At 69.7% G+C, this 23,669-nt stretch carries 25 protein-coding genes, 1 tRNA gene and 1 pseudogene; 14 read left to right on the forward strand and 13 right to left on the reverse strand.

Annotated elements, in window-relative coordinates:
• The 5 genes and pseudogenes from KVS71_RS07690 to KVS71_RS07710 all read right to left on the reverse strand — a co-directional run.
• Nucleotides 1–517 (reverse strand): annotated as a pseudogene (locus KVS71_RS07690) (hypothetical protein); the annotation flags it as partial.
• Complete coding sequence (locus tag KVS71_RS07695) at nt 514–711, reverse strand: hypothetical protein (RefSeq protein WP_217584272.1); 198 nt, start codon at nt 709–711, stop codon at nt 514–516. The gene KVS71_RS07695 and the pseudogene KVS71_RS07690, both read right to left, overlap by 4 nt.
• Entirely contained in the window at nt 708–1,016 is a 309-nt protein-coding gene (locus KVS71_RS07700) for a hypothetical protein (protein ID WP_217584273.1), read from the reverse strand. Before KVS71_RS07700 ends, KVS71_RS07695 begins: the two co-directional genes overlap by 4 nt.
• Nucleotides 1,013–1,603 (reverse strand): helix-turn-helix domain-containing protein, encoded by a 591-nt coding sequence (locus tag KVS71_RS07705; protein ID WP_217584274.1) that lies wholly within the window; start codon nt 1,601–1,603, stop codon nt 1,013–1,015. The genes KVS71_RS07700 and KVS71_RS07705 overlap by 4 nt, the downstream gene beginning before the upstream one ends.
• Nucleotides 1,600–1,797: a helix-turn-helix domain-containing protein gene (locus KVS71_RS07710; protein ID WP_217584275.1), complete on the reverse strand. Its 198-nt coding sequence runs from the start codon at nt 1,795–1,797 to the stop codon at nt 1,600–1,602. Before KVS71_RS07710 ends, KVS71_RS07705 begins: the two co-directional genes overlap by 4 nt.
• A gap of 170 nt (nt 1,798–1,967) precedes the next feature.
• On the opposite strand from KVS71_RS07710, the gene KVS71_RS20430 reads away from it, so the two are divergent.
• A complete protein-coding gene (locus tag KVS71_RS20430) occupies nt 1,968–2,180 on the forward strand; it encodes a helix-turn-helix domain-containing protein (RefSeq protein ID WP_368874648.1) in 213 nt (70 codons plus the stop codon).
• Here the strand turns inward: KVS71_RS20430 and KVS71_RS07720 are convergent.
• Nucleotides 2,140–2,212 (reverse strand) — tRNA-Val (locus KVS71_RS07720). The genes KVS71_RS20430 and KVS71_RS07720 overlap by 41 nt on opposite strands.
• A gap of 153 nt (nt 2,213–2,365) precedes the next feature.
• Here KVS71_RS07720 and aceE point away from each other — a divergent pair.
• The 6 genes from aceE (at nt 2,366) to KVS71_RS07750 (ending at nt 9,990) form a co-directional block, all read left to right on the forward strand.
• Entirely contained in the window at nt 2,366–5,092 is a 2,727-nt protein-coding gene (gene aceE, locus KVS71_RS07725; RefSeq protein WP_060921837.1) for a pyruvate dehydrogenase (acetyl-transferring), homodimeric type, read from the forward strand.
• A 31-nt stretch (nt 5,093–5,123) separates the two neighbouring features.
• Nucleotides 5,124–6,320, forward strand: coding sequence for a CdaR family transcriptional regulator (locus KVS71_RS07730; protein WP_025103615.1), 1,197 nt, complete (start codon nt 5,124–5,126; stop codon nt 6,318–6,320).
• 97 nt (nt 6,321–6,417) lie between these two features.
• Nucleotides 6,418–7,338 (forward strand): ACP S-malonyltransferase, encoded by a 921-nt coding sequence (locus KVS71_RS07735; protein ID WP_217584276.1) that lies wholly within the window; start codon nt 6,418–6,420, stop codon nt 7,336–7,338.
• A complete protein-coding gene (locus tag KVS71_RS07740; protein WP_144881182.1) occupies nt 7,335–8,336 on the forward strand; it encodes a beta-ketoacyl-ACP synthase III in 1,002 nt (333 codons plus the stop codon). The genes KVS71_RS07735 and KVS71_RS07740 overlap by 4 nt, the downstream gene beginning before the upstream one ends.
• Nucleotides 8,337–8,405: 69 nt before the next feature.
• The gene (locus tag KVS71_RS07745) at nt 8,406–8,654 is read left to right on the forward strand and encodes an acyl carrier protein (protein ID WP_017202249.1); all 249 of its coding nucleotides are present in this window, start codon (nt 8,406–8,408) and stop codon (nt 8,652–8,654) included.
• Between the two features lie 97 nt (nt 8,655–8,751).
• Entirely contained in the window at nt 8,752–9,990 is a 1,239-nt protein-coding gene (locus KVS71_RS07750) for a beta-ketoacyl synthase (RefSeq protein ID WP_060921840.1), read from the forward strand.
• A gap of 86 nt (nt 9,991–10,076) precedes the next feature.
• Here the strand turns inward: KVS71_RS07750 and KVS71_RS07755 are convergent, their stop codons facing one another.
• Nucleotides 10,077–10,754: a hypothetical protein gene (locus KVS71_RS07755; RefSeq protein WP_217584277.1), complete on the reverse strand. Its 678-nt coding sequence runs from the start codon at nt 10,752–10,754 to the stop codon at nt 10,077–10,079.
• Between the two features lie 95 nt (nt 10,755–10,849).
• On the opposite strand from KVS71_RS07755, the gene KVS71_RS07760 reads away from it, so the two are divergent.
• The gene (locus tag KVS71_RS07760) at nt 10,850–12,253 is read left to right on the forward strand and encodes a PLP-dependent aminotransferase family protein (protein WP_217584278.1); all 1,404 of its coding nucleotides are present in this window, start codon (nt 10,850–10,852) and stop codon (nt 12,251–12,253) included.
• 139 nt (nt 12,254–12,392) lie between these two features.
• On the opposite strand, the gene KVS71_RS07765 is transcribed toward KVS71_RS07760, so the two are convergent.
• Both KVS71_RS07765 and KVS71_RS07770 read right to left on the reverse strand, forming a co-directional pair.
• On the reverse strand, nt 12,393–12,896 hold the full coding sequence (locus tag KVS71_RS07765) for a DUF3145 domain-containing protein (RefSeq protein WP_025103621.1): 504 nt from the start codon (nt 12,894–12,896) through the stop codon (nt 12,393–12,395).
• A 215-nt stretch (nt 12,897–13,111) separates the two neighbouring features.
• Entirely contained in the window at nt 13,112–13,885 is a 774-nt protein-coding gene (locus KVS71_RS07770) for a hypothetical protein (RefSeq protein WP_025103622.1), read from the reverse strand.
• Nucleotides 13,886–14,061: 176 nt separating this feature from the next.
• Between KVS71_RS07770 and KVS71_RS07775 the strand changes: the two genes are divergently transcribed.
• The 3 genes from KVS71_RS07775 to KVS71_RS07785 are packed head-to-tail and all read left to right on the forward strand — an operon-like array spanning nt 14,062 to nt 17,656.
• Complete coding sequence (locus KVS71_RS07775; RefSeq protein WP_105949926.1) at nt 14,062–16,065, forward strand: DUF262 domain-containing protein; 2,004 nt, start codon at nt 14,062–14,064, stop codon at nt 16,063–16,065.
• A complete protein-coding gene (locus tag KVS71_RS07780; RefSeq protein WP_199787643.1) occupies nt 16,062–17,318 on the forward strand; it encodes an alpha/beta fold hydrolase in 1,257 nt (418 codons plus the stop codon). Before KVS71_RS07775 ends, KVS71_RS07780 begins: the two co-directional genes overlap by 4 nt.
• 53 nt (nt 17,319–17,371) lie before the next feature.
• On the forward strand, nt 17,372–17,656 hold the full coding sequence (locus tag KVS71_RS07785) for a hypothetical protein (RefSeq protein WP_126893090.1): 285 nt from the start codon (nt 17,372–17,374) through the stop codon (nt 17,654–17,656).
• Between the two features lie 69 nt (nt 17,657–17,725).
• On the opposite strand, the gene KVS71_RS07790 is transcribed toward KVS71_RS07785, so the two are convergent.
• From KVS71_RS07790 to glgA, 3 genes are all read right to left on the reverse strand, one after another.
• Nucleotides 17,726–17,983 (reverse strand): type B 50S ribosomal protein L31, encoded by a 258-nt coding sequence (locus KVS71_RS07790; RefSeq protein ID WP_025103626.1) that lies wholly within the window; start codon nt 17,981–17,983, stop codon nt 17,726–17,728.
• A 144-nt stretch (nt 17,984–18,127) separates the two neighbouring features.
• Nucleotides 18,128–18,913 carry an ABC transporter ATP-binding protein gene (locus KVS71_RS07795; RefSeq protein WP_060921845.1) on the reverse strand — a complete coding sequence of 262 codons (786 nt, stop codon included), beginning with the start codon at nt 18,911–18,913 and terminating at the stop codon, nt 18,128–18,130.
• A 17-nt stretch (nt 18,914–18,930) separates the two neighbouring features.
• Entirely contained in the window at nt 18,931–20,115 is a 1,185-nt protein-coding gene (gene glgA, locus KVS71_RS07800; protein WP_060921846.1) for a glycogen synthase, read from the reverse strand.
• A 69-nt stretch (nt 20,116–20,184) separates the two neighbouring features.
• Here glgA and KVS71_RS07805 point away from each other — a divergent pair, with 69 nt between their 5' ends.
• Genes KVS71_RS07805 through KVS71_RS07815 form a run of 3 tightly spaced genes read left to right on the forward strand, consistent with a single transcriptional unit; the run spans nt 20,185 to nt 22,845 of the window.
• Complete coding sequence (locus KVS71_RS07805) at nt 20,185–21,426, forward strand: glucose-1-phosphate adenylyltransferase (RefSeq protein WP_060921847.1); 1,242 nt, start codon at nt 20,185–20,187, stop codon at nt 21,424–21,426.
• 49 nt (nt 21,427–21,475) lie between these two features.
• Entirely contained in the window at nt 21,476–22,111 is a 636-nt protein-coding gene (gene serB, locus KVS71_RS07810) for a phosphoserine phosphatase SerB (protein WP_105949930.1), read from the forward strand.
• A gap of 38 nt (nt 22,112–22,149) precedes the next feature.
• Nucleotides 22,150–22,845: an alpha/beta fold hydrolase gene (locus tag KVS71_RS07815; protein ID WP_217584279.1), complete on the forward strand. Its 696-nt coding sequence runs from the start codon at nt 22,150–22,152 to the stop codon at nt 22,843–22,845.
• 15 nt (nt 22,846–22,860) lie between these two features.
• On the opposite strand, the gene KVS71_RS07820 is transcribed toward KVS71_RS07815, so the two are convergent.
• A complete protein-coding gene (locus tag KVS71_RS07820; RefSeq protein ID WP_060921849.1) occupies nt 22,861–23,571 on the reverse strand; it encodes a beta-ketoacyl-ACP reductase in 711 nt (236 codons plus the stop codon).
• Nucleotides 23,572–23,669: the final 98 nt, after the last annotated feature.

A 23,669-nucleotide genomic window follows, 5' to 3' on the forward strand; every position in this document is an offset into this window, starting at 1 on the left:
CGGCGGCCCCTGCGGCGTCCCCTGCGGCGGCCCCTGCGGCGGCCCCTGCGGCGGCCCATGCGGCGTCCCATGCGGCGGCCCATGCGGCGGCCCCTGCGGCGGCCCCTGCGGCGGCCCGTGCGGCTCGCACGACGGGGCCCGCGGCCTCGGCGGTGTGCATGTCGATGATGGGTGCGAGGGCGCGGACCTTCGCTGCTTCGGCGGGGAGCGAGAGGTCGAGGAAGGTGGGCAGGTGGGTGCGGATGAGCCAGTCGAGGGCGATGTACGAGCGGCGCTCGTCGTGGCCGTCGTCGCGGGTGCCGATGATGCGTGGGATGAGCGGAACGAGTTCCTGGCGCTTGTCGTCGGGGAGCACGTCGTTGAGCGACCTGCCGAACGATCCGAGGACGGGCGAGACGCACTCGGGGTGGTCGCTGAACGGTTCCCCGGCGACGTAGGATGCGGCCTCGAGGAGGCACATACCTGCCTCGGGCGTGGAGTGTGCACCGGAGTCGAGGGTGATGGTGGGCGTGCTCATGAGTGGTTCCCTTCGTTGGTGGTGGGTCGTGCATGCCGGTCGGGGCGGGTGCGTGCGCGCTCCCCAGCAGCGGCCCCAGCCGCTCCCGCCCCGAGCTTGTGGGCGTGGTGGCGTTCGACGAGCCACCAGGCGAGGTAGAGGATCGCGGCGAGCGGGAGGCCGACCGCGGGGTCGATGTAGTCGGGAGTGTTCATGCGAATCGGCCTCCGCGCTTCACTCGGCGAGTGACGCGGGCCGTGAGGACGCGACGCTGCCCCTGAGTGCCGGCCAACGTCGTGGCTCCTGCATCAGCGAAGGCCTCGGCCCGCTGGAAGTCGGCGGCGCCCGAGAGCACGCCACGCGCCAGCTCGGCGAGGAGTCGCGAGTTCCGTTCGATCTCGCGGCGGGCCGTGGGCCTCCAGCGCTTCGCTTCCTCGGCGAACGACTCGGCCAGCTCGAACAGGTCGTTACTCAGGGCGATGCGGTCGGTGTCGGTAATGGTGCCGGTGTGGATTCTCATGCTGCTCCCTGCACTCGGGCTGCGGAGCATCCTCGCTCGCAGTGTCGGTCATCGATCAGCACGTGACCGCACGACCCGACACCCGCTCTGTAGGTACCTACGAGAGATGAGTTAGACGGTTCATTTACGGTTCTATGTGCGACAACAGATGTCGGGCCGTAGGTCCTGATCTCGTCGGGTCGCGACAGATTTGTCGGGCCGTGCGACCCGTCAGCAGGTGTCGGGTCGTTAGAGGGTGACGCCCCGACAGCAGGTGTCGGGCCGTTGGCGAAGAGTGGAGGCTCGCCGTAGTCGCGTCCGAAGTCGAAATTGAGGTCGAAGACGACGGGCTTGCGGTCGGCTCGGAGGTGCTCGGTGAGGCGCTGGTCGCCGTGCCGGATGAGCCCGCGGGTGCGGAGGTCGCGGAAGGCGCGCTCCACGGTCCTGAGCGAGCACCCGAGTTCGTTCGCGAGTTCGCTCTTCTTGCGCCACACGTTGCGTCCGTCGCTGTGGGCGTGGTTGGCGAGCAGGAGGAGCACCCGGAACGCCGTGGGCGGCACGACGTCGAGCGGGAGCTTGGATACCCAGATGAAGGCTTCCAGGCTCATGCGGCATCCCACGGGTTGCGAGCGAGGATCGCCTCGATGTCCGCCGCGGCATAACGGCGATGCGAGCCGGTCGGTCGAATCGCACGGATGTCACCACGGTCGGCCAGTCGCGCCAGAGTGCTCAGGCTGACGCCGAGGGCCTCGGCGGCGACGCCGGGAGTGACCCATTCGTCATGAGTAGGGCGAACTGTCATACCGGGGAGTGTACATGCCATTTCGCCCTAATCACGCGTTTCCGCCAACTTGATTGCGGATTTGACGGATTTGGGCGATACTCGTCTACATGGAGACGAAGCAGAAGGATCGAGTCCGCATCGCCAAGCGTCAGATGGACGCGGAGGTCGGTCGGCGTGTCCACATGCTGATGTGGGACCAGCAGCTCACTCAGACCGCTTTCGGGGCTCGCGTGGGGATCGACCAGAGCACGCTCGCGAAGAAGCTGCGAGGACAGCGCGGATGGAGCCTCGACGAGGTGGCCACTGTTGCCGCGGAACTGGGCGTGAGCGTGGCTTATCTGTTCGGCGAGGGCGAAGGTGTGGGCCCTGCCGGGATCGAACCGACGACATCCACGGTGTAAACGTGGCGCTCTACCAGCTGAGCTAAAGGCCCTGGTGCGCTCAGTCTATCCGGGTGCGGATGCGCACCCGTGTCGTGGAAGAGGGATAGGCTGAGGTCGGCGCGCGTTGTGCACGGCCGACAAGGCTGCCCGTGTCGCTTCCCGTTTCCTTGGCATGACCTGCCAGCTTGACGAAAGGTTCCCCCGTGACCGTCCACGACCAGGATCCGTACTCTCAGGGCCCCCTCGACAGCGATCCGGAAGAGACCGGTGAGTGGCAGCAGTCGCTCGACGAGCTGGTGGACGCCAAGGGCCACGGCCGCGGGCGCGAGATCATGCTCAGCCTGCTCAAGCGCTCCAAGGAACTGCACCTGAACGTGCCGATGGTTCCGACCACCGACTACATCAACACCATCGCCCCGGAGAACGAGCCCGAGTTCCCCGGCGACGAGGAGATCGAGCGGCGTTACCGCGCCTGGATCCGTTGGAACGCCGCCATCACGGTGCACCGCGCCCAGCGCCCCGGGATCGGCGTCGGCGGTCACATCTCCACCTACGCGTCCTCCGCGGCGCTGTACGAGGTGGGCTTCAACCACTTCTTCAAGGGCGCGGACCACCCCGGTGGCGCCGACCAGATCTTCATCCAGGGCCACGCCTCCCCCGGCACCTACGCCCGCTCCTTCCTCGAGGGTCGCCTCACCGAGGACCAGCTCGACGGCTTCCGCCAGGAGAAGTCGCACGCGCCGAACGGCATCCCGTCGTACCCGCACCCGCGCCTGATGCCGGAGTACTGGCAGTTCCCGACGGTGTCCATGGGTCTCGGCCCGATCAACGCCATCTACCAGGCGATGTCGAACAAGTACCTCGAGAACCGCGGGATCAAGGACACCTCGCAGTCGCACGTCTGGGCGTTCCTCGGCGACGGCGAGATGGACGAGGTCGAGAGCCGCGGCCAGCTCCAGGTCGCCGCGAACGAGGGCCTCGACAACCTCACCTTCGTCGTCAACTGCAACCTGCAGCGTCTCGACGGCCCGGTGCGCGGCAACGGCAAGATCGTCCAGGAGCTCGAGTCGTTCTTCCGCGGCGCGGGCTGGAACGTCATCAAGGTGGTCTGGGGCCGTGAGTGGGACGACCTGCTCGCCCGCGACACCGAGGGTGCACTGCTCAACCTCATGAACGTCACGCCCGACGGCGACTACCAGACGTACAAGGCCGAGTCCGGGGCCTACATCCGCGAGCACTTCTTCGGCCGCGACGAGCGCGCCGCCGCGCTCGTCAAGGACTACTCCGACGACGACATCTGGAACCTCAAGCGGGGTGGCCACGACTACCGCAAGGTGTACGCCGCGTTCAAGGCCGCGACCGAGCACAAGGGCAAGCCGACCGTCATCCTCGCGAAGACCGTCAAGGGCTACGGGCTCGGCCCGCAGTTCGAGGGCCGCAACGCGACCCACCAGATGAAGAAGATGACGCTGGACAACCTCAAGACGTTCCGCGACGCGATGCACATTCCGATCACGGACGCGCAGCTCGAGGAGAACCCGTACCTGCCCCCGTACTACAACCCGGGACCGCAGGACGAGACGATCCAGTACATGCTCGAGCGCCGCAAGGCCCTCGGCGGCTTCCTCCCGGAGCGCCGCTCGACGCACGTCGGCCTCTCCCTTCCCGAGGAGAACGCCTACGCGCTGCCGAAGAAGGGCTCCGGCACGCAGGAGATCGCCACGACCATGGCGTTCGTCCGCCTGTTGAAGGACCTGCTGCGCTCGAAGGAGTTCGGCCACCGCATCGTGCCGATCATCCCCGACGAGGCGCGCACGTTCGGCATGGACGCGTACTTCCCGACCGCGAAGATCTACAACCCCAACGGCCAGCACTACACGTCGGTCGACCGGGAGCTGCTGCTCGCCTACAAGGAGAGCCCGCAGGGACAGATCGTCCACGTCGGCATCAACGAGGCCGGTGCTCTCGCGGCATTCACCGCCGCGGGCACGTCGTACGCGACGCACGGCGAGCCGCTCATCCCGATCTACATCTTCTACTCGATGTTCGGCTTCCAGCGCACCGGCGACGCCCAGTGGGCCGCCGGCGACCAGATGGCCCGCGGCTTCATCATCGGCGCCACCGCCGGGCGCACCACCCTCACGGGTGAGGGCCTCCAGCACGCCGACGGGCACTCGCACCTGCTCTCCTCGACCAACCCGGCGACGGTCTCCTACGACCCGGCGTACGGCTATGAGATCGCGCACATCATGCGCTCCGGTCTCGAGCGCATGTACGGCGGGCAGCACGAAGACCCGAACGTCATGTACTACCTCACGGTGTACAACGAGCCGATGGTCCAGCCCGCGGAGCCGGCCGACGTGGATGTGGACGGCATCGTCCGCGGCATCCACCGCGTCTCCGTCGGCGAGGGCGACGGCCCCCGCGCCCAGCTCTTCGCCTCCGGCGTCGGCCTGCCGTGGGCGCTCGAGGCCCAGGAGCTGCTGAAGAAGGACTGGGGTGTCGTCGCCGACGTGTGGTCGGTCACCTCGTGGACCGAGCTGCGCCGCGACGGCCTCGCCGCCGACGAGCACAACTTCCTCCACCCGGACCAGGAGCCGCGCACCGCGTACCTCACGCAGAAGCTCCAGGGCGCCGAGGGTCCCGTCGTCGCGGTCAGTGACTTCATGCACGCCGTGCAGGACCAGATCCGCCCGTGGGTCCCGAACCGCTTCGCCACGCTCGGCGCCGACGGCTTCGGCTTCTCGGACACCCGTGCCGCGGCCCGCCGCTTCTTCAAGATCGACGGACCGTCGATCGTCGTGCGCACGCTGCAGGCGCTGGCCGAGGAGGGCAAGGTCGAGCGCGGCCTCTCCGCCCAGGCCATCGAGAAGTACCGCCTGCACGACGTGAACGCCGGCACGAGCGGCAACGCAGGCGGCGAAAGCTGAGCCCTCGGTGACAGCTGCCTCCGCCGCCGGCATGGACAAGGCCGCCACGCTCACCTGGCTGCGCCGGATCTCCGGCGACATCGCCACGGTGACGATCAAGCGGCTGGAGGACACCCTCCCCTGGTACGCCGACATGCCACCGGCCCGCCGCTCCGCGGTCGGGCTGGTGGCGCAGGCGGGCATCACCTCGTTCATCCAGTGGTACGACGACCCGACGTCCACCCCGTGGATCGCCGCGGACATCTTCGCCGCCGCTCCCCGTGAGCTGCTGCGGAGCGTGAGTCTGCAGCAGACCCTCCAGCTCATCCGCGTCACGGTCGAGGTGACCGAGGAACGGGTGGCGGGCAAGGGCGAGCACCTTCGCGAGGCCATCCTGCTCTACTCGCGGGACGTAGCCTTCGCCGCCGCCGACGTCTACGCGCGCGCCGCCGAGGCCCGCGGCCTCTGGGACGCGCGGCTCGAGGCGCTCGTCGTCGACTCGATCCTCACGGGCGAGGCCGACGAGGAGCTTCCCAGCCGCATCGCCGCTCTCGGGTGGCACGGCCACGGAGAGGTCGCGGTCCTCGTGGGCACCACGCCTCCGCAGTTCGACGTCGACCTCGTGCGTCGCACGGCGCGGAAGCTCGCGGTCGACGTCCTGATCGGCGTGCAGGGCTCGCGCCTCGTGCTCGTGCTCGGACGCGCGCGCGTCGAGGGCCAGGAGGGCGAGGACGAGGAGCTCGGGTTCCAGGAGATCGCGGCCCGTCTGGAGCCGTCGTTCGGCCCGGGGTTCGTCGTGCTGGGGCCGGCTGTGGCTGCCCTCGTCGACGCCAGCCAGAGCGCGCGTGCGGCTCTGGCCGGATTCGCGGTGGCCCGCGCCTGGCGGAGCGCACCGCGGCCCGTCGAAGCCGACGACCTGCTCCCGGAGCGCGCCCTCGCCGGCGACCCTCTCGCGAAGCAGACCCTGATCGAGCGCATCTACCGCCCGCTGCAGGCACACTCGACCGACCTCGTCACGACGCTCTGGAGCTATCTCGACAACGGCCGTTCCCTCGAGGCGACGGCCCGCGAGCTCTTCGTGCATCCGAACACCGTCCGCTACCGCCTGAAGCGGGTGAGCGAGGTCATCGGGTGGGACGCGACCGGGCCCCGCGAGGCGCTCATCCTGCAGACGGCGCTCATCCTCGGCTCCATCGGGGCCGCGGAGCAGGTACGCCGCCGTCCGCCGCTGCGCCGCCCTCCGCGCTGACCCACCCGACGCATTCTGTGCGCCACACACAAGGGTTCCGCGCAATCTTGTGATGGATCATCCACCGTTCTGCCGCGATCGTTGGCAGACTGGGTGGGTGATTGTCGTCGTCTGCCCTGGACAGGGCTCGCAGACCCCCGGATTCCTCGCCCCCTGGCTCGAGCTCGACGGAGTGGAGGAGCGTCTCGCCGCCTACTCCGAGGCCGCGCAGCTCGATCTCCGCGCGCACGGCACCGAGTCGGACGCGGACACCATCCGCGACACCCGGGTCGCCCAGCCGCTGATTGTGGCGGCCTCCCTCGTCGCCGGTGACGCCCTCGTGGCCGCCGCCGGCCGCCGCGCCGACGGCATCGCCGGGCACTCCGTCGGGGAGATCGCGGCGCTCGTCGGCAGCGGCGTGCTGGACGCCGAGACGGGCATGCGCCTCGTCGGCATCCGCGGGCGGGCGATGGCCGATGCCGCCGCCCAGACCCCGACGGGGATGAGCGCGGTGCTCGGCGGCGATGAGGAGACGCTCCTCGCCCGCCTCGCCGAACTCGGCCTCGCCCCGGCGAACTTCAACGGCGGCGGGCAGATCGTCGTCGCCGGTCCCCTTCCGGCCCTGGCCGCTCTCGCCGAGGAGCCGGTCAAGGGCACGCGCGTGGTGCCGCTCCAGGTGGCCGGCGCGTTCCACACCGACTACATGGCCTCCGCCGTCTCGACCCTCCGCGACGCGGTCGCCGACGTGCAGCCGTCCGACCCCGAGATCACGCTCTGGACCAATCGTGACGGCTCGGTCGTGACCGGCGGGGCGACGGCGCTCGACTACCTCGTCGACCAGGTCTCCTCCCCCGTCCGGTGGGACCTCTGCATGACCTCGTTCGCCGACGCCGGGGTGACCGGCGTCATCGAGCTCGCCCCCGCGGGCGCCCTCGTCGGCCTCGCCAAGCGCGGCCTGCGCGGCGTACCCACGGTCGCCGTGAAGACCCCCGAAGACCTCGAAGCCGCCGTCGCGCTGCTGAACGGAGAAGCCGCATGACCGCCTCCCTCGCCCAGATCGCCGGGCCCGCCTACACCCGCATCTACGCGTTCGGCGCGGCTCGCGGCGAGAACGCGGTGCCCAACGAAGACCTCATCGGGCCGATCGACTCGAGCGACGAGTGGATCCGTCAGCGCACCGGCATCATCACGCGCGCCCGGGCCGACAAGGGGACGGACGCCATCGACCTCGCGACCGCGGCGGCAGCCGAGGCCATCGAGAAGTCGGGGGTCCCCGCCGACCAGGTCGACCTCGTGATCGTCGCGACCATCAGCAACCCGAAGCAGACGCCGTCCGTCTCCGCGATCGTCGCGGACCGCGTCGGGGCCAACCCGGCCGCGGCCTACGACATCAACGCGGCCTGCGCGGGCTACGCCTACGCCGTGGCGCAGGCCGACGCCCTCATCAAGGCCGGGGCCGCGCGCCACGCCCTCGTGATCGGCACGGAGAAGCTCTCCGACGTCGTCGACCCGACCGACCGCAGCATCTCGTTCCTCCTCGGCGACGGCGCCGGCGCCGCTCTCATCGGCCCGAGCGACACGCCGGGCATCGCCCCCGCGGTCTGGGGCAGCGACGGTTCCAAGGCCGACGCCGTGGGCATGAACGGCACCCTCACGGACTTCCGCGACGGCGTGGTGCCGTGGCCGACACTCCGTCAGGAGGGCCCGACGGTCTTCCGCTGGGCCGTGTGGGAGATGGCCAAGGTCGCCCGCGAGGCACTGGACAAGGCCGGGATCGAGGCCTCCGACCTCGCCGCCTTCATCCCGCATCAGGCCAACATGCGCATCATCGACGAGTTCGCCAAGCAGCTCGGTCTGCCGGAGACCACCGTCATCGCCCGCGACATCGAGACCACCGGTAACACGTCTGCCGCCTCGATCCCGCTCGCCAGCCACCGCCTCATGGCCGAGCACCCGGAGCTCTCCGGCGGCCTCGCCCTGCAGATCGGCTTCGGCGCCGGCCTCGTCTTCGCGGCCCAGGTCGTCGTCCTCCCCTGAAGACGCGTCGACCTTCCCTAGACTGTTCCACGGTTCCGAATACAACCCGTAAGAAAGAGGAAGACCACCATGGCTTTCACCAACGATGAGGTCCTCGCCGGCCTCGCAGAGCTGATCACCGACGAGACCGGCATCAACGCCAGCGAGGTTGCCCTGGAGAAGTCGTTCACGGACGACCTCGACATCGACTCGATCTCGATGATGACGATCGTCGTCAACGCCGAGGAGAAGTTCGGCGTCACCATCCCCGACGACGAGGTCAAGAACCTGAAGACCGTCGGCGACGCCGTCAACTTCATCGTCGCGGGCCAGGAGTAATCCCGGCAGGATGCCACCCTCGCCCCTGGCGGGGCGTGGCATCCTCCCGCCCTGCCCATCCCCCGCACGAACTCGTTTCGACAAGGAACCACACCTCATGACCAAGCGCATCGTCGTCACCGGCATCGGCGCCACCTCCGCCATCGGCGGGACGGCTCCGGAGAACTGGGACAACCTTCTCGCCGGTGCCTCCGGCGCCCGCACGATCGAGCACGACTGGGTGCAGGAGTACGACCTGCCCGTCACGTTCGCCGCCTCCGCGAGCGTCCGCCCGGAAGAGGTGCTGCCCCGCCACGAGGCGAAGCGTCTCGACCCCTCTTCGCAGTTCGCCCTCATCGCGGCTCGCGAAGCCTGGGCGGACGCGGGCTCGCCCGAGGTCGCTCCCGAGCGCCTCGGCGTCGACTTCGCGACGGGGATCGGCGGCCTCTGGACGCTGCTCGACGCCTGGGACACGCTGCGCGAGAAGGGCCCCCGCCGGGTCATGCCGCTGACCGTGCCGATGCTGATGCCGAACGCGGCCGCCGGCAACCTGTCGCTGCAGTTCGAGGCCCGCGCCTACGCACAGACCGTCGTCAGCGCGTGCGCCTCCAGCACCGAGTCGATCATCCACGCCTTCCACCACCTGCAGGAGGGGCTGGCCGACGTCGTCATCGCCGGCGGCACCGAGTCGGCGATCCACCCGATCACGATGGCCGCGTTCGCGTCCGCGCAGGCGCTGTCGCGCCGCAACGACGACCCTGCCCATGCCTCCCGACCCGGCGCGATCGACCGCGACGGCTTCGTGATGGGCGAGGGCGCCGCGGCCCTCATCCTCGAGACCGAGGAGCACGCCAAGGCCCGCGGCGCGAAGATCTACGGCTACGTCCTCGGCGGCGGAGTGACCGCCGACGCGTACCACATCACCGGCAACGACCCCGAGGGCAAGGGTGCGGCCCGCGCCGTCGTCCAGGCACTCGAGGAGGCCGGCATCACCCCCGACCAGGTGACGCACATCAATGCCCACGCGACCTCGACGCCGGTCGGCGACCCCAACGAGTACGTCGCGCTGAAGAACGTCTTCGGCGACCGGATCGACGAGATCCCGGTTTCGGCGACCAAGGCGTCGACCGGACACCTCCTGGGCGGGACCGGCGCGCTGGAGGCGATCTTCTCCCTCCTCGCGCTGCGGGACCGCGTGGCCCCGCCGACGATCAACATGACCGAACCCGACCCGGAGGTGCCGTTCCGTCTGTCCGGAGAGGCGGCTCCGCTCGGCGACGGCCCGCAGATCGCCATCAGCAACTCGTTCGGCTTCGGCGGACACAACGCGGTGCTCGTGCTCGGCGGCGTCGACTGACCGCTTCCGCATTCACGACGAAGGCCCCCGGGATCCGATCCCGGGGGCCTTCGTCGTACGCGGTCCGCTCTGGCCCTTCGACAGGCTCAGGGACCCAGGGGCGCGCTCGCCCGGACGGCAAGGCGCTGCGAACGCTCCCGACGGCGGCGCTCGATCCGCGGGAGGAACCATCCGATCAACGGGCCGACGCCGAACGCGAACAGCACGGTGCCGACGCCCACCGGACCGCCGAGGAGGAAGCCGACGAGCAGCACGGACCCCTCGATGACCGTCCGCGCCAGCCAAACCGGCCATCGGGTCACCCGGACGAGCCCCGTCATGAGTCCGTCGCGCGGTCCGGGGCCGAAGTCCGCCGCGATGTAGAGACCGGTGGCGAACGCCAGCAGCACGAGACCGAAGGCGAACATGGGCGCCCCCAGCCAGACTGACCCCGGTGCCGGCAGCACGAGGAGCGTGAGATCGGCGAACGGGCCGATGAGCAGCGCGTTGAGCAGGGTGCCGAGGCCCACCCGTTGACGGAGCGGGATCCACAGCAGCAGGACGACGATCGAGATCAGCACCGTGACGACTCCGTACCCGAGTCCCGTCCAGCGCGCGACACCCAGCGAGAGCACGTCCCAGGGCGCGACGCCGATGCCGCCTCGCACCATGAAGCCGAGGGCGACGCCGTAGAGGAAGAGCCCGCCCACGAGCTGCGCCAGCCGCTCGACCAGGTCTCGGCGGCTGGTCGCGGTGAAGGGCAGGAAGACGGCACGGAAGAGCATCTCTCCATCGTGGCCCGTGCGAAGGCGTCACGAGGCCGACCACTGAGCGAAAAGTGGTCTGCACATGGAAGGCCACTTTGCGGCAGGCTGGAGGCATGGCCTCCCGTCTCGTCACCCAGCTCGGTACGCAGGACATCGACGACGCCTCGGCGTCGGGCCTGGCCGACCGCATCAGGGCCCTCATCCTCGATGGACGCCTCACCGTCGGCGAGCGGCTGCCGAGCGAGCGCGCCCTCGCGCTCGAGCTGCGGCGGTCACGCTCGACCATCACCCGCGCCTACGGCGTTCTCGAAGCCGGGGGCTACGTGAACCGGCGACACGGCGGAAGCACCAGAGTGGCTCTGCCGCATGGCCCGTCCGCGCCCGCGCCCGACCGGGACGACGAGGCGATCGACCTGGCGATCGCCTCGATGGATTCCACACCGGGCCTGTACGACGCGACCGTGCGGTCCCTCCCCCGGCTGGCGGCGCTGCGGGGCACGAGCGGCTACTCGCTGCAGGGCCTTCCCGAGCTCCGAGAAGCCGTGGCCCGCCGGTTCACCGAACGTGGCGCGGCGACCTCGGCCGACGAGATCATGATCACCTCCGGCGCCCTGAACGCCGTCAACCTCATCCTCACGGCGATCGGCCGCCGGGGCGAACGCGCCCTCGTGGAGCAACCGACCTTCCCGCACGCGCTCGAGGCTCTGCACCGGCACGGCTACCGGCTGCTCCCGACGCCGGTCGACACCGACGGCTGGGACACCCGGCACCTCACCGACACCCTGCTGACCGCACGCCCGCACGTCGCGTACCTCATCCCCGACTTCCACAACCCCACCGGAGCGACGCTGCCGCAGGAGGAGCGGTCTCGGATCGCGACGACGGCCCGCAACACCGGCACGCACCTGATCGTCGACGAGACGACGGCGGAGCTCGACATCGACCGGGGATGGGCACCGGCGCCGATGGCGGCCGATGGCCCGAACGTGATCACGGTGGGATCGATGTCGAAGATCGCGTGGGGAGGCATGCGCATCGGCTGGATCCGCGCCGAGCGCTCGGTCATCGCCCGGCTGCTGGCCGTCCGTCCCTCGTTCGAGCTCGGCACCGCCCTCCTCGAGCAGTGCATCGCCGTGGAGTTGCTCGACGACGTCTCGGCACTGACCCAGCACGTCCGGCGACGTCTCACTGCCGGGCGGGAAGCCGTAGCCACGGGAATCGCCGGGATCCCGGGGATGCGGATGCCGGAGACACCCGGCGGGCTCTCCGCCTGGATCGATCTCGGCGCTCCCCTGTCGACGACCCTCTCGCTCGCCGCACGCGAACGGGGACTCATCCTGCCGCCCGGGCCGCGCTTCACGACCGGCGGGGTGTTGGAGCGGCGACTCCGGGTCCCGATCACGCTCCCGCCCGAGCGTGCGGCGGAGGCGATGACGCGCCTGGCGCAGGCCTGGGCGGACGTGCGCGGCGGTGGTGTGAACACCGTCGACGACCTCGCGCACGCGGCCGTGATCTGATCTGCGCAGACGAAGACCCCGCCCAGTCTGCCGGGGCGGGGTCTTCGTCGAGCGGAGCGGGGATTCGTCTTCTCAGCCTCCGGGATCACTCACCGGCATCCGATACTCACGCCTCCGCGCTCCCGGTATCGACGGTCGGTCAGCCGACCTTGTGGAGCCAGACGACGCGCGCGTCGTCGCTGGCGTGGCGGAAGGGCTCCAGCTCCTCGTCCCAGGCGGAGCCCAGGGCGATGTCGAGCTCGCGCTGCAGCTCGACGGCGTTGCCCGCGGCGATCTCCATCGCGTAGCGGATGCGGTCCTCGCCGATGACGATGTTGCCGGCAGCATCGGTCTGGGCGTAGTGGATGCCGAGGTCGGGCGTGTGCAGCCACCGACCGCCGTCACTGCGCGGCGTGGGATCCTCGGTCACCTCGAACCGGAGGTGCTCCCAGCCCCGGATCGCGGTCGCGAGGGCAGCACCGGTACCGACGGGACCATCCCAATAGAACTCGGCGCGGCGCGCGCCGGTCAGCACGGGCTGCTCGGTCCAGTCGAAGTTCACCGCACGCCCGATAGCGCGACCCACCGCCCATTCCAGGTGCGGGCAGAGCGCGCGAGGCGCCGAGTGGATGAAAACCACTCCGCGTGCGTAAGCCGTCGCCATGATCTCTCCGTTTCATCAGGTGCGTCTTCCCCTACGACCTGAACCACGAAGTGGCGAAAGTATGCGGTTGTGCGCCCATTCTCGCCGAGTTCCCGCGAAATCACAAGCATGTGATTCGACGACGAAGGCCCCGGTCCGCGGACCGGGGCCTTCGGGCGCTTCGACGAGCTCAGCGACCCACCGTGGGGACGCTCAGCGACCCAGTGTGCGGAGGCTCAGGCCTCGCTCATGGCCTGCTTGACCTGCTGGCCCTTCGCCGCGTAGTAGGCCGCGCGAGCGGCGTCCTTGCGGGCCTGCTCGGCGTAGCCGAACTCGAGCACGTCCTGCGGGACCTCGACGTTCGGGACGTCGTCGGTGCCGTGGTACTTCTCGATGTAGGCGTCGAGCTCGGGACCGGAGGTCCACGAGGTGATGAGGCAGTAGCGCGGGTCGGTGCCGTTGTGGGTGGCCGCGTGCCACAGACGCTGGGTGTCGACGATGAGCTGCGCACCGGCCGGGAGGGCGATACGGTACTCGATGCTGGGGTCCGTGCGGTTCTCACGCAGGACGAAGTAGCTGTCCTTGTCGTCCGTCAGGTTGAAGAACCCGCGCACGACCCAGCCGGTGCCGTCCGGGTTCAGGCGGTTGTTGTCGTCCTGGTGGAGGTTGTAAAGGCAGTCGCCGTACGGGGTCGGCTGCAGCTCGATGACGCGGCAGCGGCCGACGTTCGCGCCGGGCTCCTGCGCACGGCGCGTGAGGTTCGGGGCCTTGGCGGTCTGCTCGTCGATCCAGACGCCGTCCTTGTCGGTGCGCGGCGGCTTGTGGTTCCAGAAGCCGTTGCACTCGATGTCGCCGAAGGCGCTGGCGAGGGGCGCGAACCGGGTGTCGCCCGAGGACTTCCAGTCGACGTACTCGATGTCGAGCCACTCCTTGGGGTCGGCCTCCTGGTCGTAGCTGTCGAGGACGACGAAGCCCTTCTCCTCCAGCGCTGCGGACTTGATGTATCCCATGATCGAGTCATGTTCCTTTCATCGGGGGCCAGCACGTTTTAACAGGCCCTGATAAGGCAAGGCTAACAGCGGGACCTGGCCCTCCCCCGGAGGGTCGCCGTGGATAAGCGAATAGACTGGGCGGGGCACCCGGCGCGTCCGTGGCGCCTGTCGCTACGGGAGGACGAGACACCAGCATGAGCACCGCGACCAACGTCGAGGCGACGGCAGTCAACACGATCGAATGGCTCGCGGCGGGACGCACGACCATCGTCGTCCCGGTCTACCAGCGGCAGTACCGTTGGGACATCGGCGGCTGCGAGCGGCTCCTCTCCGACGTCAGGGCGGTGGCCGCGGAAGACGACGCGCATCGCCACTTCATCGGTTCGATCCTCTCCGCCGAGGACGGCTCCGGTCCGGACGCCGACCTCATCCTCATCGACGGGCAGCAGCGCCTCACCACGCTCATGCTCCTCGTCGCCGCGCTGCATCACTCGGTGCGCGACCGCGATCCGGAGCTCGCCGCCGACCTGGCCCGCGTGCTGGTCCGCCCCGACGATCCCGAGCGCACGAAGCTCCGTCCGCACGACGCCTGGGCCGATCTCTACGAGTCGGTCGTGCTCGATCGCCGCGACGACCTCGACCGGGAGTCGCGCTTCGACGACAACTACGCATTCTTCCGCAGCCAGATCCATGCCGACGAGGTGCCGTTCATCTGGCAGGGGCTGCAGCGACTGGAGCACGTCTCGATCACGCTCGGCGCCCAGGCCAACGCGCAGCAGATCTTCGAGAGCCTGAACTCCACCGGCGAGCCGCTGCGGGATCACGAGCTGATCCACAACTACATCCTCATGGGGCTGAACCATGCCGAGCAGCTGGACGTGGAAGCCCGGTTCTGGCTGCCGATCGAGCAGCACACGGGCGAGGCGATCGGCGCGTTCTGGCGCCACTATCTCGTACTCGTGACGGGGCGGGAGGTGGCGGCGAACGGAGAGCACGGCGTGTACAGCGCCTTCCGCCAGTCGTTCCCGCGCGTCGACGTCGCCCACCTCCAGGCCGACGCCGAGACGTGGCGGCACTATGCGGAGATCTACGGCATCCTCCTCGATCCGACGAAGGAGCAGGACCCCGAGATCGCGCGGCAACTGGGGTACGTGAACACGTTCGGACGCTCCTCGTACCCGCTGATCATGAGCGCCTACAGCGATCACGCGCGCGGGCTGATCGACCGAGCCCAGCTCATCGAGACGCTCGAGTGGCTGCAGGCGATGTTCCTGCGCCGCGCGCTCGTGAATCTCCCTGCCGAGCGACTCATCGCCCGGCTCTGTCGTGCCCGTCGCGACGGACACGACGCCCTCGCCCGTGCCATCGCGCGGATCACCCCCTCCGACGAGCGGGTCAGCGCCGTGCTCAAGTACAGCGAGCTGCCGTATCCGGCCTACGTGCTCGGCCGGCTCGAGGGCGTCGACGACGTGGACGGCTTCGACGTCGAGCACATCGTGCCCGCCGTGCCCGGCGACGCCTGGTCCGGCGACGGCGTGCGCCCCTGGAGCGAATACTCCGAGGACGAGCAGAACAGCCACCGCGCCCTCGCACCGACCCTCGGCAACCTCACGCTCCTGGAGCAGGGGCTGACGGAGCGGGTGTTCGGCGCTTCCTTCCCCGCCAAACGCGATGAGGCCTACGCCCGCAGCGCGGTGCCGGCAACCCGCGCCCTCGCCGCACAGGAATCCTGGGGCACGGCGGCCATCACCGCACGCACGGTGGCGCTGACGGCCGACCTCGTCCGCGTGTGGGCACGACCCGCACTGCCCGAGATCGACGACGACGGCCTCACCCCGATCCTCGACGCCGTCCGCCGCCGCGGCTGGCCCGCGGGGTGGGAGCGCGAGTTCGACTACGTGGAATACCGCGGCGAGCGGTGGGAGGTGTACGACGTCAAGCACCTGTTCAATCGCGTGTTCCGTCGGGCTTGGACCGACACGACCGAGGCCGCTCTGGCCTACTGCGCGACCCACGGCGGACCGATCTACCGCGACAAGGCGTGGAAGGGGCAGTGGGACGACCTCGACGACACGCACTTCCTTTACATGGGTTGGGACTCGAACTACATGATGACGGCCGTCCAGGGAGTCCTCGACGAGTCCGGCATCGCCGCCGAGGTCTTCGTGAAATACTCCTACATCGGGAATGTGATGTGACCATGACCACTGTCATCCGCCGCCGCCTGCTCGACCTTGTGCTCGAGGACCACACGCTCACGGTCCCCCTCGTGTGGGACGACCCGGCAGACACGCGCACGATCGACGTGTTCGCCCGCGTGGTGGCACGCGAGGGCGGCGAGGCCCTCCCCTATCTGGTCTTCCTGCAGGGCGGGCCGGGCCACGAGGCGCCGCGCCCCTTCCACGCCTCCACGGCACCGGCGTGGCTGGATCAGGCCCTCGCGCACTATCGGCTCGTACTCCTGGACCAGCGCGGCACCGGCCTCTCCTCCCCCGTCGGCGACGGCGACCTCGCGCAGGGCGCCGAAGCCGTCGCCGAGCACCTGACGCACCTGCGTGCGGATGCCATCGTGCGCGACTGCGAGGCACTGCGCGAGCATCTGGGGGCATCGACCTGGAGCGTCCTCGGTCAGTCGTTCGGCGGCTTCACGACGCTGGCCTACCTGTCCACCCACGCGGATTCCCTCGACGACGTCTTCATCACCGGCGGTCTCAGCACGGTCGAGCGCGATCCGGACGAGGTGTACGCGCTCTGCTTCGACAAGATGCGCACGGCCTCCGAGCGGTACTACCGGCGCTTCCCGGAGCACCGCGACGTCATGCGACGCCTGGTCGATCTCGCGGACGCCGGTGAGCTCGTCCTTCCCGACGGCGAGGTCGTGTCGCCTTCGCGCCTGCGCTCCGTCGGCTCCGCGCTCGGCACCGACGACGGCTGGCAGACGGTCTGGTCCTTGCTGGAGCGGGATCCCGCGTCCAACGCCTTCCGGCACGACCTCCAGCACGCCATGCCCTTCGGCGGCCGCAACCCGCTGTACTACGCGTTCCATGAGTCGAGCTATGCGAACGGGCACACCACGCGGTGGTCCGCCGAGCGCGTCGAGCCGACGGACTTCCGCGACGATCCGACCCTCTTCACGGGCGAGCACATCCGCCGCGAGTGGGCCGACACCGTCCCGGCGCTGCAGCCCTGGCGCGAGGTGACGTCCATCCTGGCGGAGCACCCCTGGCCGCGGATCTACGACACCGCCGCCCTCGCCGCCTCCGGGGCGACGGGCGCGGCCGCCGTGTACGTGAACGACGTGTATGTGCCCCTGGAGTTCTCGTTGGAGACCGCCCGCCTCCTCCCCGGTGTGACCCCGTGGGTGACGAGCGAGCATGAGCACAACGGCCTGCGGACGGGGCCCGTGCTGGAGCGGTTGATCGACCTCGCCCACGGACGCCGCCTCCGCTGACCTCCGCCGCGCGACGGATGTCACCGCCGCGCTCCGCGATCTATCCTGGGGCCATGGAGCATCTGCTCGGGTGGACCACGATCGTCCTCGTGCTCGGCACGGGGCCGGTGCTGTTCTTCGTGGGCATCCGGCATTCCCTCTCCCGTCGTCCCGTCGAGGAGAAGTACGAGCAGGCCGGGTCCGGAGGGCTGGTCGGCGTCTTCGACGCGGTGTGGTCCCCCACCGCGCACGAGGCCGGCCAGGAGCGAGACCGGCAGACCCGGCGCACGGCCCCGGCGCCGACCCCCGGAGATCCGCCGGGCCGCATCGAGCGCGGACGCATCGTCATCGACGTCTGAGCGACTCGCCCACCCCGCGCATGACGAAGGCCCCGCACTCCGAGGAGTACGGGGCCTTCGTGGGCGGTCTTACTTGGAGGAGCCGCCGAAGCCCTTGAAGCGCTGGTTGAACTTCTCGACGCGGCCGGCCGAGTCCATGATGCGCTGCTTGCCCGTGTAGAAGGGGTGCGAGGCCGACGAGATCTCGACGTCGATCACCGGGTACTCCACGCCGTCCAGCTCGATCGTCTTGTCGCTCGTGACGGTGGAGCGGGTGAGGAAGGTCTCGCCCGAACCCAGGTCGCGGAACACGACAGCCTTGTACTCGGGGTGAATGTCAGTCTTCATGGGATTCCTTTGTTGCTGCCCTGGATTGTGCCAGGGACGAGGGAAGTCTGTGGTGCCGAACGCACCAAGGATCGATTCTACCAGTACTTCGACAAGCTCAGTAACCCAGCGGGGACCGAACTCAGTGACCCACGGGGACCGAGGTCAGGAGGCGGCGCGGGCGGAGTAGCGCCCGTCCTCGCTGCTGAGCGCGATCGGCATCCCGAAGGTCTCGCCCAGGGCATCCGCGGTGAGCGTCTCGGCGATCGGGCCCGCGGCGACCACGGCACCGTCGCGGATCAGCAGCACGTGCGTGAACCCGACGGGGATCTCCTCGACGTGATGGGTCACCATGAGCATCGCGGGCGTCGTCGGCGCCGACGCATAGCCGCCGAGCAGAGCCAGCAGCTCCTCGCGCGACCCGAGGTCGAGCGAGGCCGTCGGCTCGTCGAGCAGCAGGAGCTCCGGGTCCGTCATGACCGCCCTGGCGATCTGCACGCGCTTCTGCTCGCCGTCGCTCAGCGTGCCGAAGGTGCGGTCGGCGAGGTGCGCGAGACGCCAGTCGCCCAGCACGCGCAGCGCACGCCGCTCGTCGATGTCCTCGTAGCTCTCGTTCCAGCGCCCGAGCACGGAGTACGCCGCCGTCAGGACGGTGTTGAGCACCGTCTCGTCGCGCGGGATGCGCTTGGCCATGGCGGACGACGCGAACCCGATCCGCGGACGGATCTCGAAGACGTCGGCGCGTCCGAGTGTCTCGCCGAGGATGGTGACCGTGCCCGAGGTGGGGTGCATCAGCGTGTCGGCGAGCTGCAGCAGGGTCGTCTTCCCCGCACCGTTCGGCCCGAGGATCACCCATCGCTGATCGTCCGAGACCTGCCAGGTCACGTGATCGATGATGTTGCGCCCCTCTCGGCGCACGACGACGTCGGTGAACTCCAGAGCGATCGGCATACCGAAAGCCTATCGGCTCAGGCGGACAGCTCTGCGTAGAGCGCGCGCGTCTCGTCGGCGATCGCGCCCCAGCTGAACTTCGCGCGGGCCCTCTCCCGACCGGCCTCCCCGTACTCCCGCGCCCGCGCCGGATCCGTGGCGACCTCGGTGAGGACTGCCGCGAGATCGGCGATGAAGCGGTCGGGGTCGGTCGGTGTGCCCGTACCGTCCTGCACCTGCTCGATGGGGACCAGCCGGCCCGTCACGCCGTCGTCGACGACCTCGGGGATGCCGCCGGTCGCCGTTCCCACGACGGCCGCTCCGCAGGCCATGGCCTCGAGGTTCACGATCCCGAGCGGCTCGTAGACGGAGGGGCAGACGAAGGTGGTCGCTGCGGCCAGGATCGCCGACAGCTCGTCCCGCGGCAGCATCCGCTCGATCCACACCACGCCCTCTCGGGTCTGCTGCAGCAGCCGCACCCCCTCCTGGACCTCCGCCATGATCTCCGGCGTGTCCGGAGCACCGGCGCAGAGGATGAGCTGGACCTCGGGCGGCAGCAGCCGTGCCGCCTGCAGGAGGTAGGGCAGACCCTTCTGCCGCGTGATGCGTCCGACGAAGACCACCGAGGGTCGGTCAGGATCCATGCCGATCGAGGAGAGGAAAGCTCGATCCTGGACCGGACGCCAGCGCTCCACATCGATCCCGTTGTGGATCACCCGGACCCGCGCGGGGTCGACCTGCGGATAGCTGCGGAGGATGTCCGCGCGCATGCCGGCACTCACCGCGATCACCGCGGCGGCGTTCTCGTAGGCGAGCTTCTCGATACCGCTCGACACGGCGTAGCCGCCCCCGAGTTGCTCGGCCTTCCACGGCCGCAGCGGCTCGAGGCTGTGCGCCGTGAGCACGTGCGGGATCCCATGGAGCTGGGAGGCGAGGTGTCCTGCGAAGTTCGCGTACCAGGTATGGCTGTGCACGACGTCGGCGCCCGCGATGGCCGACACGATCTCCAGGTCCGTTCCGAGCGTCTGCAGCGCCGGGTTGGCGGCGGAGAGGCTCTCGGGAGCGCGGTAGGCGAAGGTGCCCTCCTCGTCGCGCGGCGCGCCGAACGCACGCACCGTCACATCGATGTCCCGACGCAGTGCGGAGACGAGTTCGGCGACGTGCACACCCGCGCCTCCGTAGATCTCCGGCGGATACTCCTTGGTGATCATCTCGACTCGCATGCCTAGACGCTATCGAGCGGGTTGTCCAGATGCTAGTTCCCCGCGCCGGACGGGATCTATGGTGGACCCATGTCCGCTCCAAAGAAGGTCTTCGGGATCATCCTCGCTGGCGGCGAGGGCAAGCGACTCATGCCGCTGACGGCCGACCGCGCAAAACCCGCCGTCCCGTTCGGCGGCCAGTACCGCCTGATCGACTTCGCCATCTCGAACCTCATCAACTCCGGGCTGAGACAGATCGTCGTGCTCACGCAGTACAAGTCGCACAGCCTCGACCGGCACATCTCCCAGACCTGGCGCATGTCGGCCCTGCTCGATTCGTACGTGACCTCGGTCCCGGCCCAGCAGCGCCTGGGCAAGCGCTGGTTCTCCGGCTCCGCCGACGCGATCCTGCAGAGCATGAACCTGATCAACGACGAGAAGCCCGACATCGTCGTCGTGATCGGTGCCGACCACGTCTATCGGATGGACTTCCGGCAGATGCTCGAGGCGCACATCGAGTCCGGCGCGAAGGCGACGGTCGCCGGCATCCGTCAGCCGCTCGCTCTGGCGTCCCAGTTCGGGGTCATCGACGCCGACCCGGAATCCGGGCGGATCCGCCAGTTCCTGGAGAAGCCGACCGACGCCACGGGTCTCGCGGACTCCCCGCACGAGGTCCTGGCCTCGATGGGCAACTACATCTTCGACACCGACGCCCTGATCGCGGCCGTCGAGGCCGACGGGGAGCTGCCCACGTCGAGCCACGACATGGGCGGCGACATCGTCCCGTACTTCGTCGACCGCGGCGAGGCCGGCTACTACGACATGAAGCAGAACGAGGTCCCGGGGTCGTCGCCGCGCGACCGCTCCTACTGGCGCGACGTGGGGACGATCGACTCGTTCTTCGACGCGCACCGGGACCTGATCTCGACGCTCCCGATCTTCAACCTCTACAACATGGAGTGGCCGATCCACTCGCAGGCGGTCAACTCCCCGCCGGCGAAGTTCGTCCGCGACTCGGTGGGGCGGATCGGCAACGCCATCGACTCGATCGTCTCGCTGGGGTCGGTGCTCTCCGGCACGCACCTCGAACGCAGCGTCGTGGGGCCGTGGACCCTGGCCGGCGGCGGCTCGACCATCACGGACTCCGTGGTGTTCGATCACGTGCACGTCGGACAGGGTGCCCGCGTGCACCGCGCGATCCTCGACAAGAACGTGGTCCTCGCCGACGGCGCGACGGTCGGAGTCGACCGTGAACGCGATCTCGCCCGCGGGTTCACGGTCACGGAGTCGGGGATCACGGTCGTGGGCAAGGGCGTGTTCATCGAACGCTGACGCGTCATGCGGCACGGGCTCCGGTCCCCCGGGTCGCTAGGCTCGGGGGGTGACCACCGCGCGATTCCTCGTCGTCCTCGATGCCGATTCCACGCTCATCCGGAACGAGGTGATCGAGCTCCTCGCAGAGGAGGCCGGGCGTCGGGCCGAGGTGCAGGCGGCCACCGAAGCCGCGATGCGCGGGGAGATCGACTTCGCGACGAGCCTCCGCTCCCGGGTCGCTGCTCTCGCGGGCGTTCCCGTCGAGGCGTTCGCCCGCGTTCGCGCCCGCGTGGAGCCGACCCCGGGCGTCCGCGACCTCACCGCCGCCGTGCACGCACGGGGCGGAGTCGTCGGCGTGGTCTCGGGCGGGTTCCACGAGATCCTCGACGAGGTCGCACCGGGACTCGGCGTGGACCGCTGGCGCGCGAACCGCCTCGAGGTCGCCGACGGCGCGCTCACGGGCCGGGTGGACGGTGACATCGTGGACGGCACGGCCAAGGCCTTCTGGCTGCGCACCTGGGCCGAGGAGCTCCGCGTGGCGCCGCATGCGACCATCGCGATCGGCGACGGCGCCAACGACCTCCCGATGATGGCGGTCGCCGGCCTGGGCCTCGCCTTCAACGCCAAGCCCGCCGTCCGCGAGTCCGCGAGCCTTGTCATCGGCCCGATCGACCTCGGGACGGTCATCCCTCTGCTCCCCTGACCCTGGCCGATGTCCGGGGCCGGGTCTACGGTCGGATCATGGACATCATCCTCATCCCCGGCCTCTGGCTCGACGCCTCCAGCTGGGACGACGTCGTGCCCGCCCTCGAGCGCGCCGGCCACCGCCCTCGCCCGCTGACCATGCCCGGGCTCGACGCGTCTGCGAAGACAGCGGCGGGTATCGGTATCGAGGACTGGGTCGCCGCCGCGGTAGCCGCCGTCGATGCCGCGGAGGGCGATGTGGTGGTCGTCGGGCACAGTGGCGGAGGCAATGTCGCCTGGGGAGTCGCCGACGCACGACCTGACCGCGTGGCCAGGGTCGTCTTCGTCGACACCGTGCCCCCACCCCCGGGCTCGGGCATCAGCGAGTTCCCGGTGCAGGACGGCGTCGTCCCGTTCCCGGGCTGGGGCTTCTTCCCCGACGAGGACGTGCACGATCTGGACGACGAGACCCGCGCGAGGACGGCCCCGCTCACCCACAGCGTGCCCGCGCGCGTGCCGACGGACGAGCTCGCTCTGAGCGACCCGGCGCGGTACCGCATCCCGGTCACCCTGCTGATGGGAGGGCTGGATCAGGACGCCTTCGATGCCGTGATCAGCCAGTGGGGTCCGTACGCGGAAGAGTACGGGGCGATCGACGACGCCGAGGTCGTCCGGATCGGCTCCGCGCACTGGCCCCAGTTCTCGGCGCCCGAGCGTTTCGCCGAGCTCCTCGTGCGCGCGATCGATCGTTGACGGGAAGAGCCGGGCTCAGTGCCCCATGCCGAGACCGCCGTCGACCGGGATGACGGCGCCCGAGATGTAGCCGGCGTCGTCGCTCGCCAGCCAGGTCACGACGCCTGCGACCTCATCCGGCGTCGCGAAACGTCCGGCGGGGATGTTCGCCTTGTACTGCTTCTGCGTCTCCTCGGGGAGTTCCGCGGTCATGTCGGTCTCGATGAAGCCGGGTGCCACCACGTTGGCGGTGATGCCGCGTCCGCCGAGCTCGCGCGTGAGCGAGCGGGCGAAACCGACCAGCGCGCTCTTCGAGGCGGCGTAGTTCGTCTGCCCCGCGGAGCCGTAGAGGCCCACGACGCTGGAGATGAGGATGACCCGTCCGAACCGCGCTCGCAGCATCCCCTTCGAGGCCCGCTTGACGACGCGGAACGTGCCGCCGAGGTTCGTCGCCACGACGCTGTCGAAGTCGTCCTCGCTCATGCGCATGAGCAGGGTGTCCTTGGTGATGCCCGCGTTGGCGACGACGATCTCCACCGGGCCGAGCTGCTGCTCCACCTCGGTGAAGGCCGCGTCGAGAGCGGCGGCGTCCGTGACGTCGGCGCGCACCGTCAGGGTGCCCTCCGGACCCTCGCCGCTGCGAGCGGTCACCGCCACCCGGTAGCCCTCCCGCACGAAGCGCTCGGCGATGGCGCGGCCGATGCCGCGGTTGCCTCCGGTGACGAGGACGACGCGCTCCGCGCTCATGGGACACTCCTGGGTCTGGGGTCGAGGGCCGGGAATCCGAACCGTGATCGATCCTAGCGACGTTGCTCTCTCGCCTTCACGACGGCCGTTTGACAGAC

This window comes from Microbacterium sp. GbtcB4 (genome assembly GCF_019091465.1).
GTDB classification, from domain to species: domain Bacteria; phylum Actinomycetota; class Actinomycetes; order Actinomycetales; family Microbacteriaceae; genus Microbacterium; species Microbacterium paraoxydans.

What these genes read in the sequence shown, in the direction of transcription:
- KVS71_RS07695 (WP_217584272.1), bottom strand. Translation starts at nt 711, where the DNA reads ATGAACACTCCCGACTACATCGACCCCGCGGTCGGCCTCCCGCTCGCC.
- KVS71_RS07700 (WP_217584273.1), bottom strand. Translation starts at nt 1,016, where the DNA reads ATGAGAATCCACACCGGCACCATTACCGACACCGACCGCATCGCCCTG.
- KVS71_RS07705 (WP_217584274.1), bottom strand. Translation starts at nt 1,603, where the DNA reads ATGAGCCTGGAAGCCTTCATCTGGGTATCCAAGCTCCCGCTCGACGTC.
- KVS71_RS07710 (WP_217584275.1), bottom strand. Translation starts at nt 1,797, where the DNA reads ATGACAGTTCGCCCTACTCATGACGAATGGGTCACTCCCGGCGTCGCC.
- KVS71_RS20430 (WP_368874648.1), top strand. Translation starts at nt 1,968, where the DNA reads ATGTGGGACCAGCAGCTCACTCAGACCGCTTTCGGGGCTCGCGTGGGG.
- KVS71_RS07730 (WP_025103615.1), top strand. Translation starts at nt 5,124, where the DNA reads ATGGACAAGGCCGCCACGCTCACCTGGCTGCGCCGGATCTCCGGCGAC.
- KVS71_RS07740 (WP_144881182.1), top strand. Translation starts at nt 7,335, where the DNA reads ATGACCGCCTCCCTCGCCCAGATCGCCGGGCCCGCCTACACCCGCATC.
- KVS71_RS07745 (WP_017202249.1), top strand. Translation starts at nt 8,406, where the DNA reads ATGGCTTTCACCAACGATGAGGTCCTCGCCGGCCTCGCAGAGCTGATC.
- KVS71_RS07750 (WP_060921840.1), top strand. Translation starts at nt 8,752, where the DNA reads ATGACCAAGCGCATCGTCGTCACCGGCATCGGCGCCACCTCCGCCATC.
- KVS71_RS07755 (WP_217584277.1), bottom strand. Translation starts at nt 10,754, where the DNA reads ATGCTCTTCCGTGCCGTCTTCCTGCCCTTCACCGCGACCAGCCGCCGA.
- KVS71_RS07760 (WP_217584278.1), top strand. Translation starts at nt 10,850, where the DNA reads ATGGCCTCCCGTCTCGTCACCCAGCTCGGTACGCAGGACATCGACGAC.
- KVS71_RS07765 (WP_025103621.1), bottom strand. Translation starts at nt 12,896, where the DNA reads ATGGCGACGGCTTACGCACGCGGAGTGGTTTTCATCCACTCGGCGCCT.
- KVS71_RS07770 (WP_025103622.1), bottom strand. Translation starts at nt 13,885, where the DNA reads ATGGGATACATCAAGTCCGCAGCGCTGGAGGAGAAGGGCTTCGTCGTC.
- KVS71_RS07775 (WP_105949926.1), top strand. Translation starts at nt 14,062, where the DNA reads ATGAGCACCGCGACCAACGTCGAGGCGACGGCAGTCAACACGATCGAA.
- KVS71_RS07785 (WP_126893090.1), top strand. Translation starts at nt 17,372, where the DNA reads ATGGAGCATCTGCTCGGGTGGACCACGATCGTCCTCGTGCTCGGCACG.
- KVS71_RS07790 (WP_025103626.1), bottom strand. Translation starts at nt 17,983, where the DNA reads ATGAAGACTGACATTCACCCCGAGTACAAGGCTGTCGTGTTCCGCGAC.
- KVS71_RS07795 (WP_060921845.1), bottom strand. Translation starts at nt 18,913, where the DNA reads ATGCCGATCGCTCTGGAGTTCACCGACGTCGTCGTGCGCCGAGAGGGG.
- glgA (WP_060921846.1), bottom strand. Translation starts at nt 20,115, where the DNA reads ATGCGAGTCGAGATGATCACCAAGGAGTATCCGCCGGAGATCTACGGA.
- KVS71_RS07805 (WP_060921847.1), top strand. Translation starts at nt 20,185, where the DNA reads ATGTCCGCTCCAAAGAAGGTCTTCGGGATCATCCTCGCTGGCGGCGAG.
- KVS71_RS07815 (WP_217584279.1), top strand. Translation starts at nt 22,150, where the DNA reads ATGGACATCATCCTCATCCCCGGCCTCTGGCTCGACGCCTCCAGCTGG.
- KVS71_RS07820 (WP_060921849.1), bottom strand. Translation starts at nt 23,571, where the DNA reads ATGAGCGCGGAGCGCGTCGTCCTCGTCACCGGAGGCAACCGCGGCATC.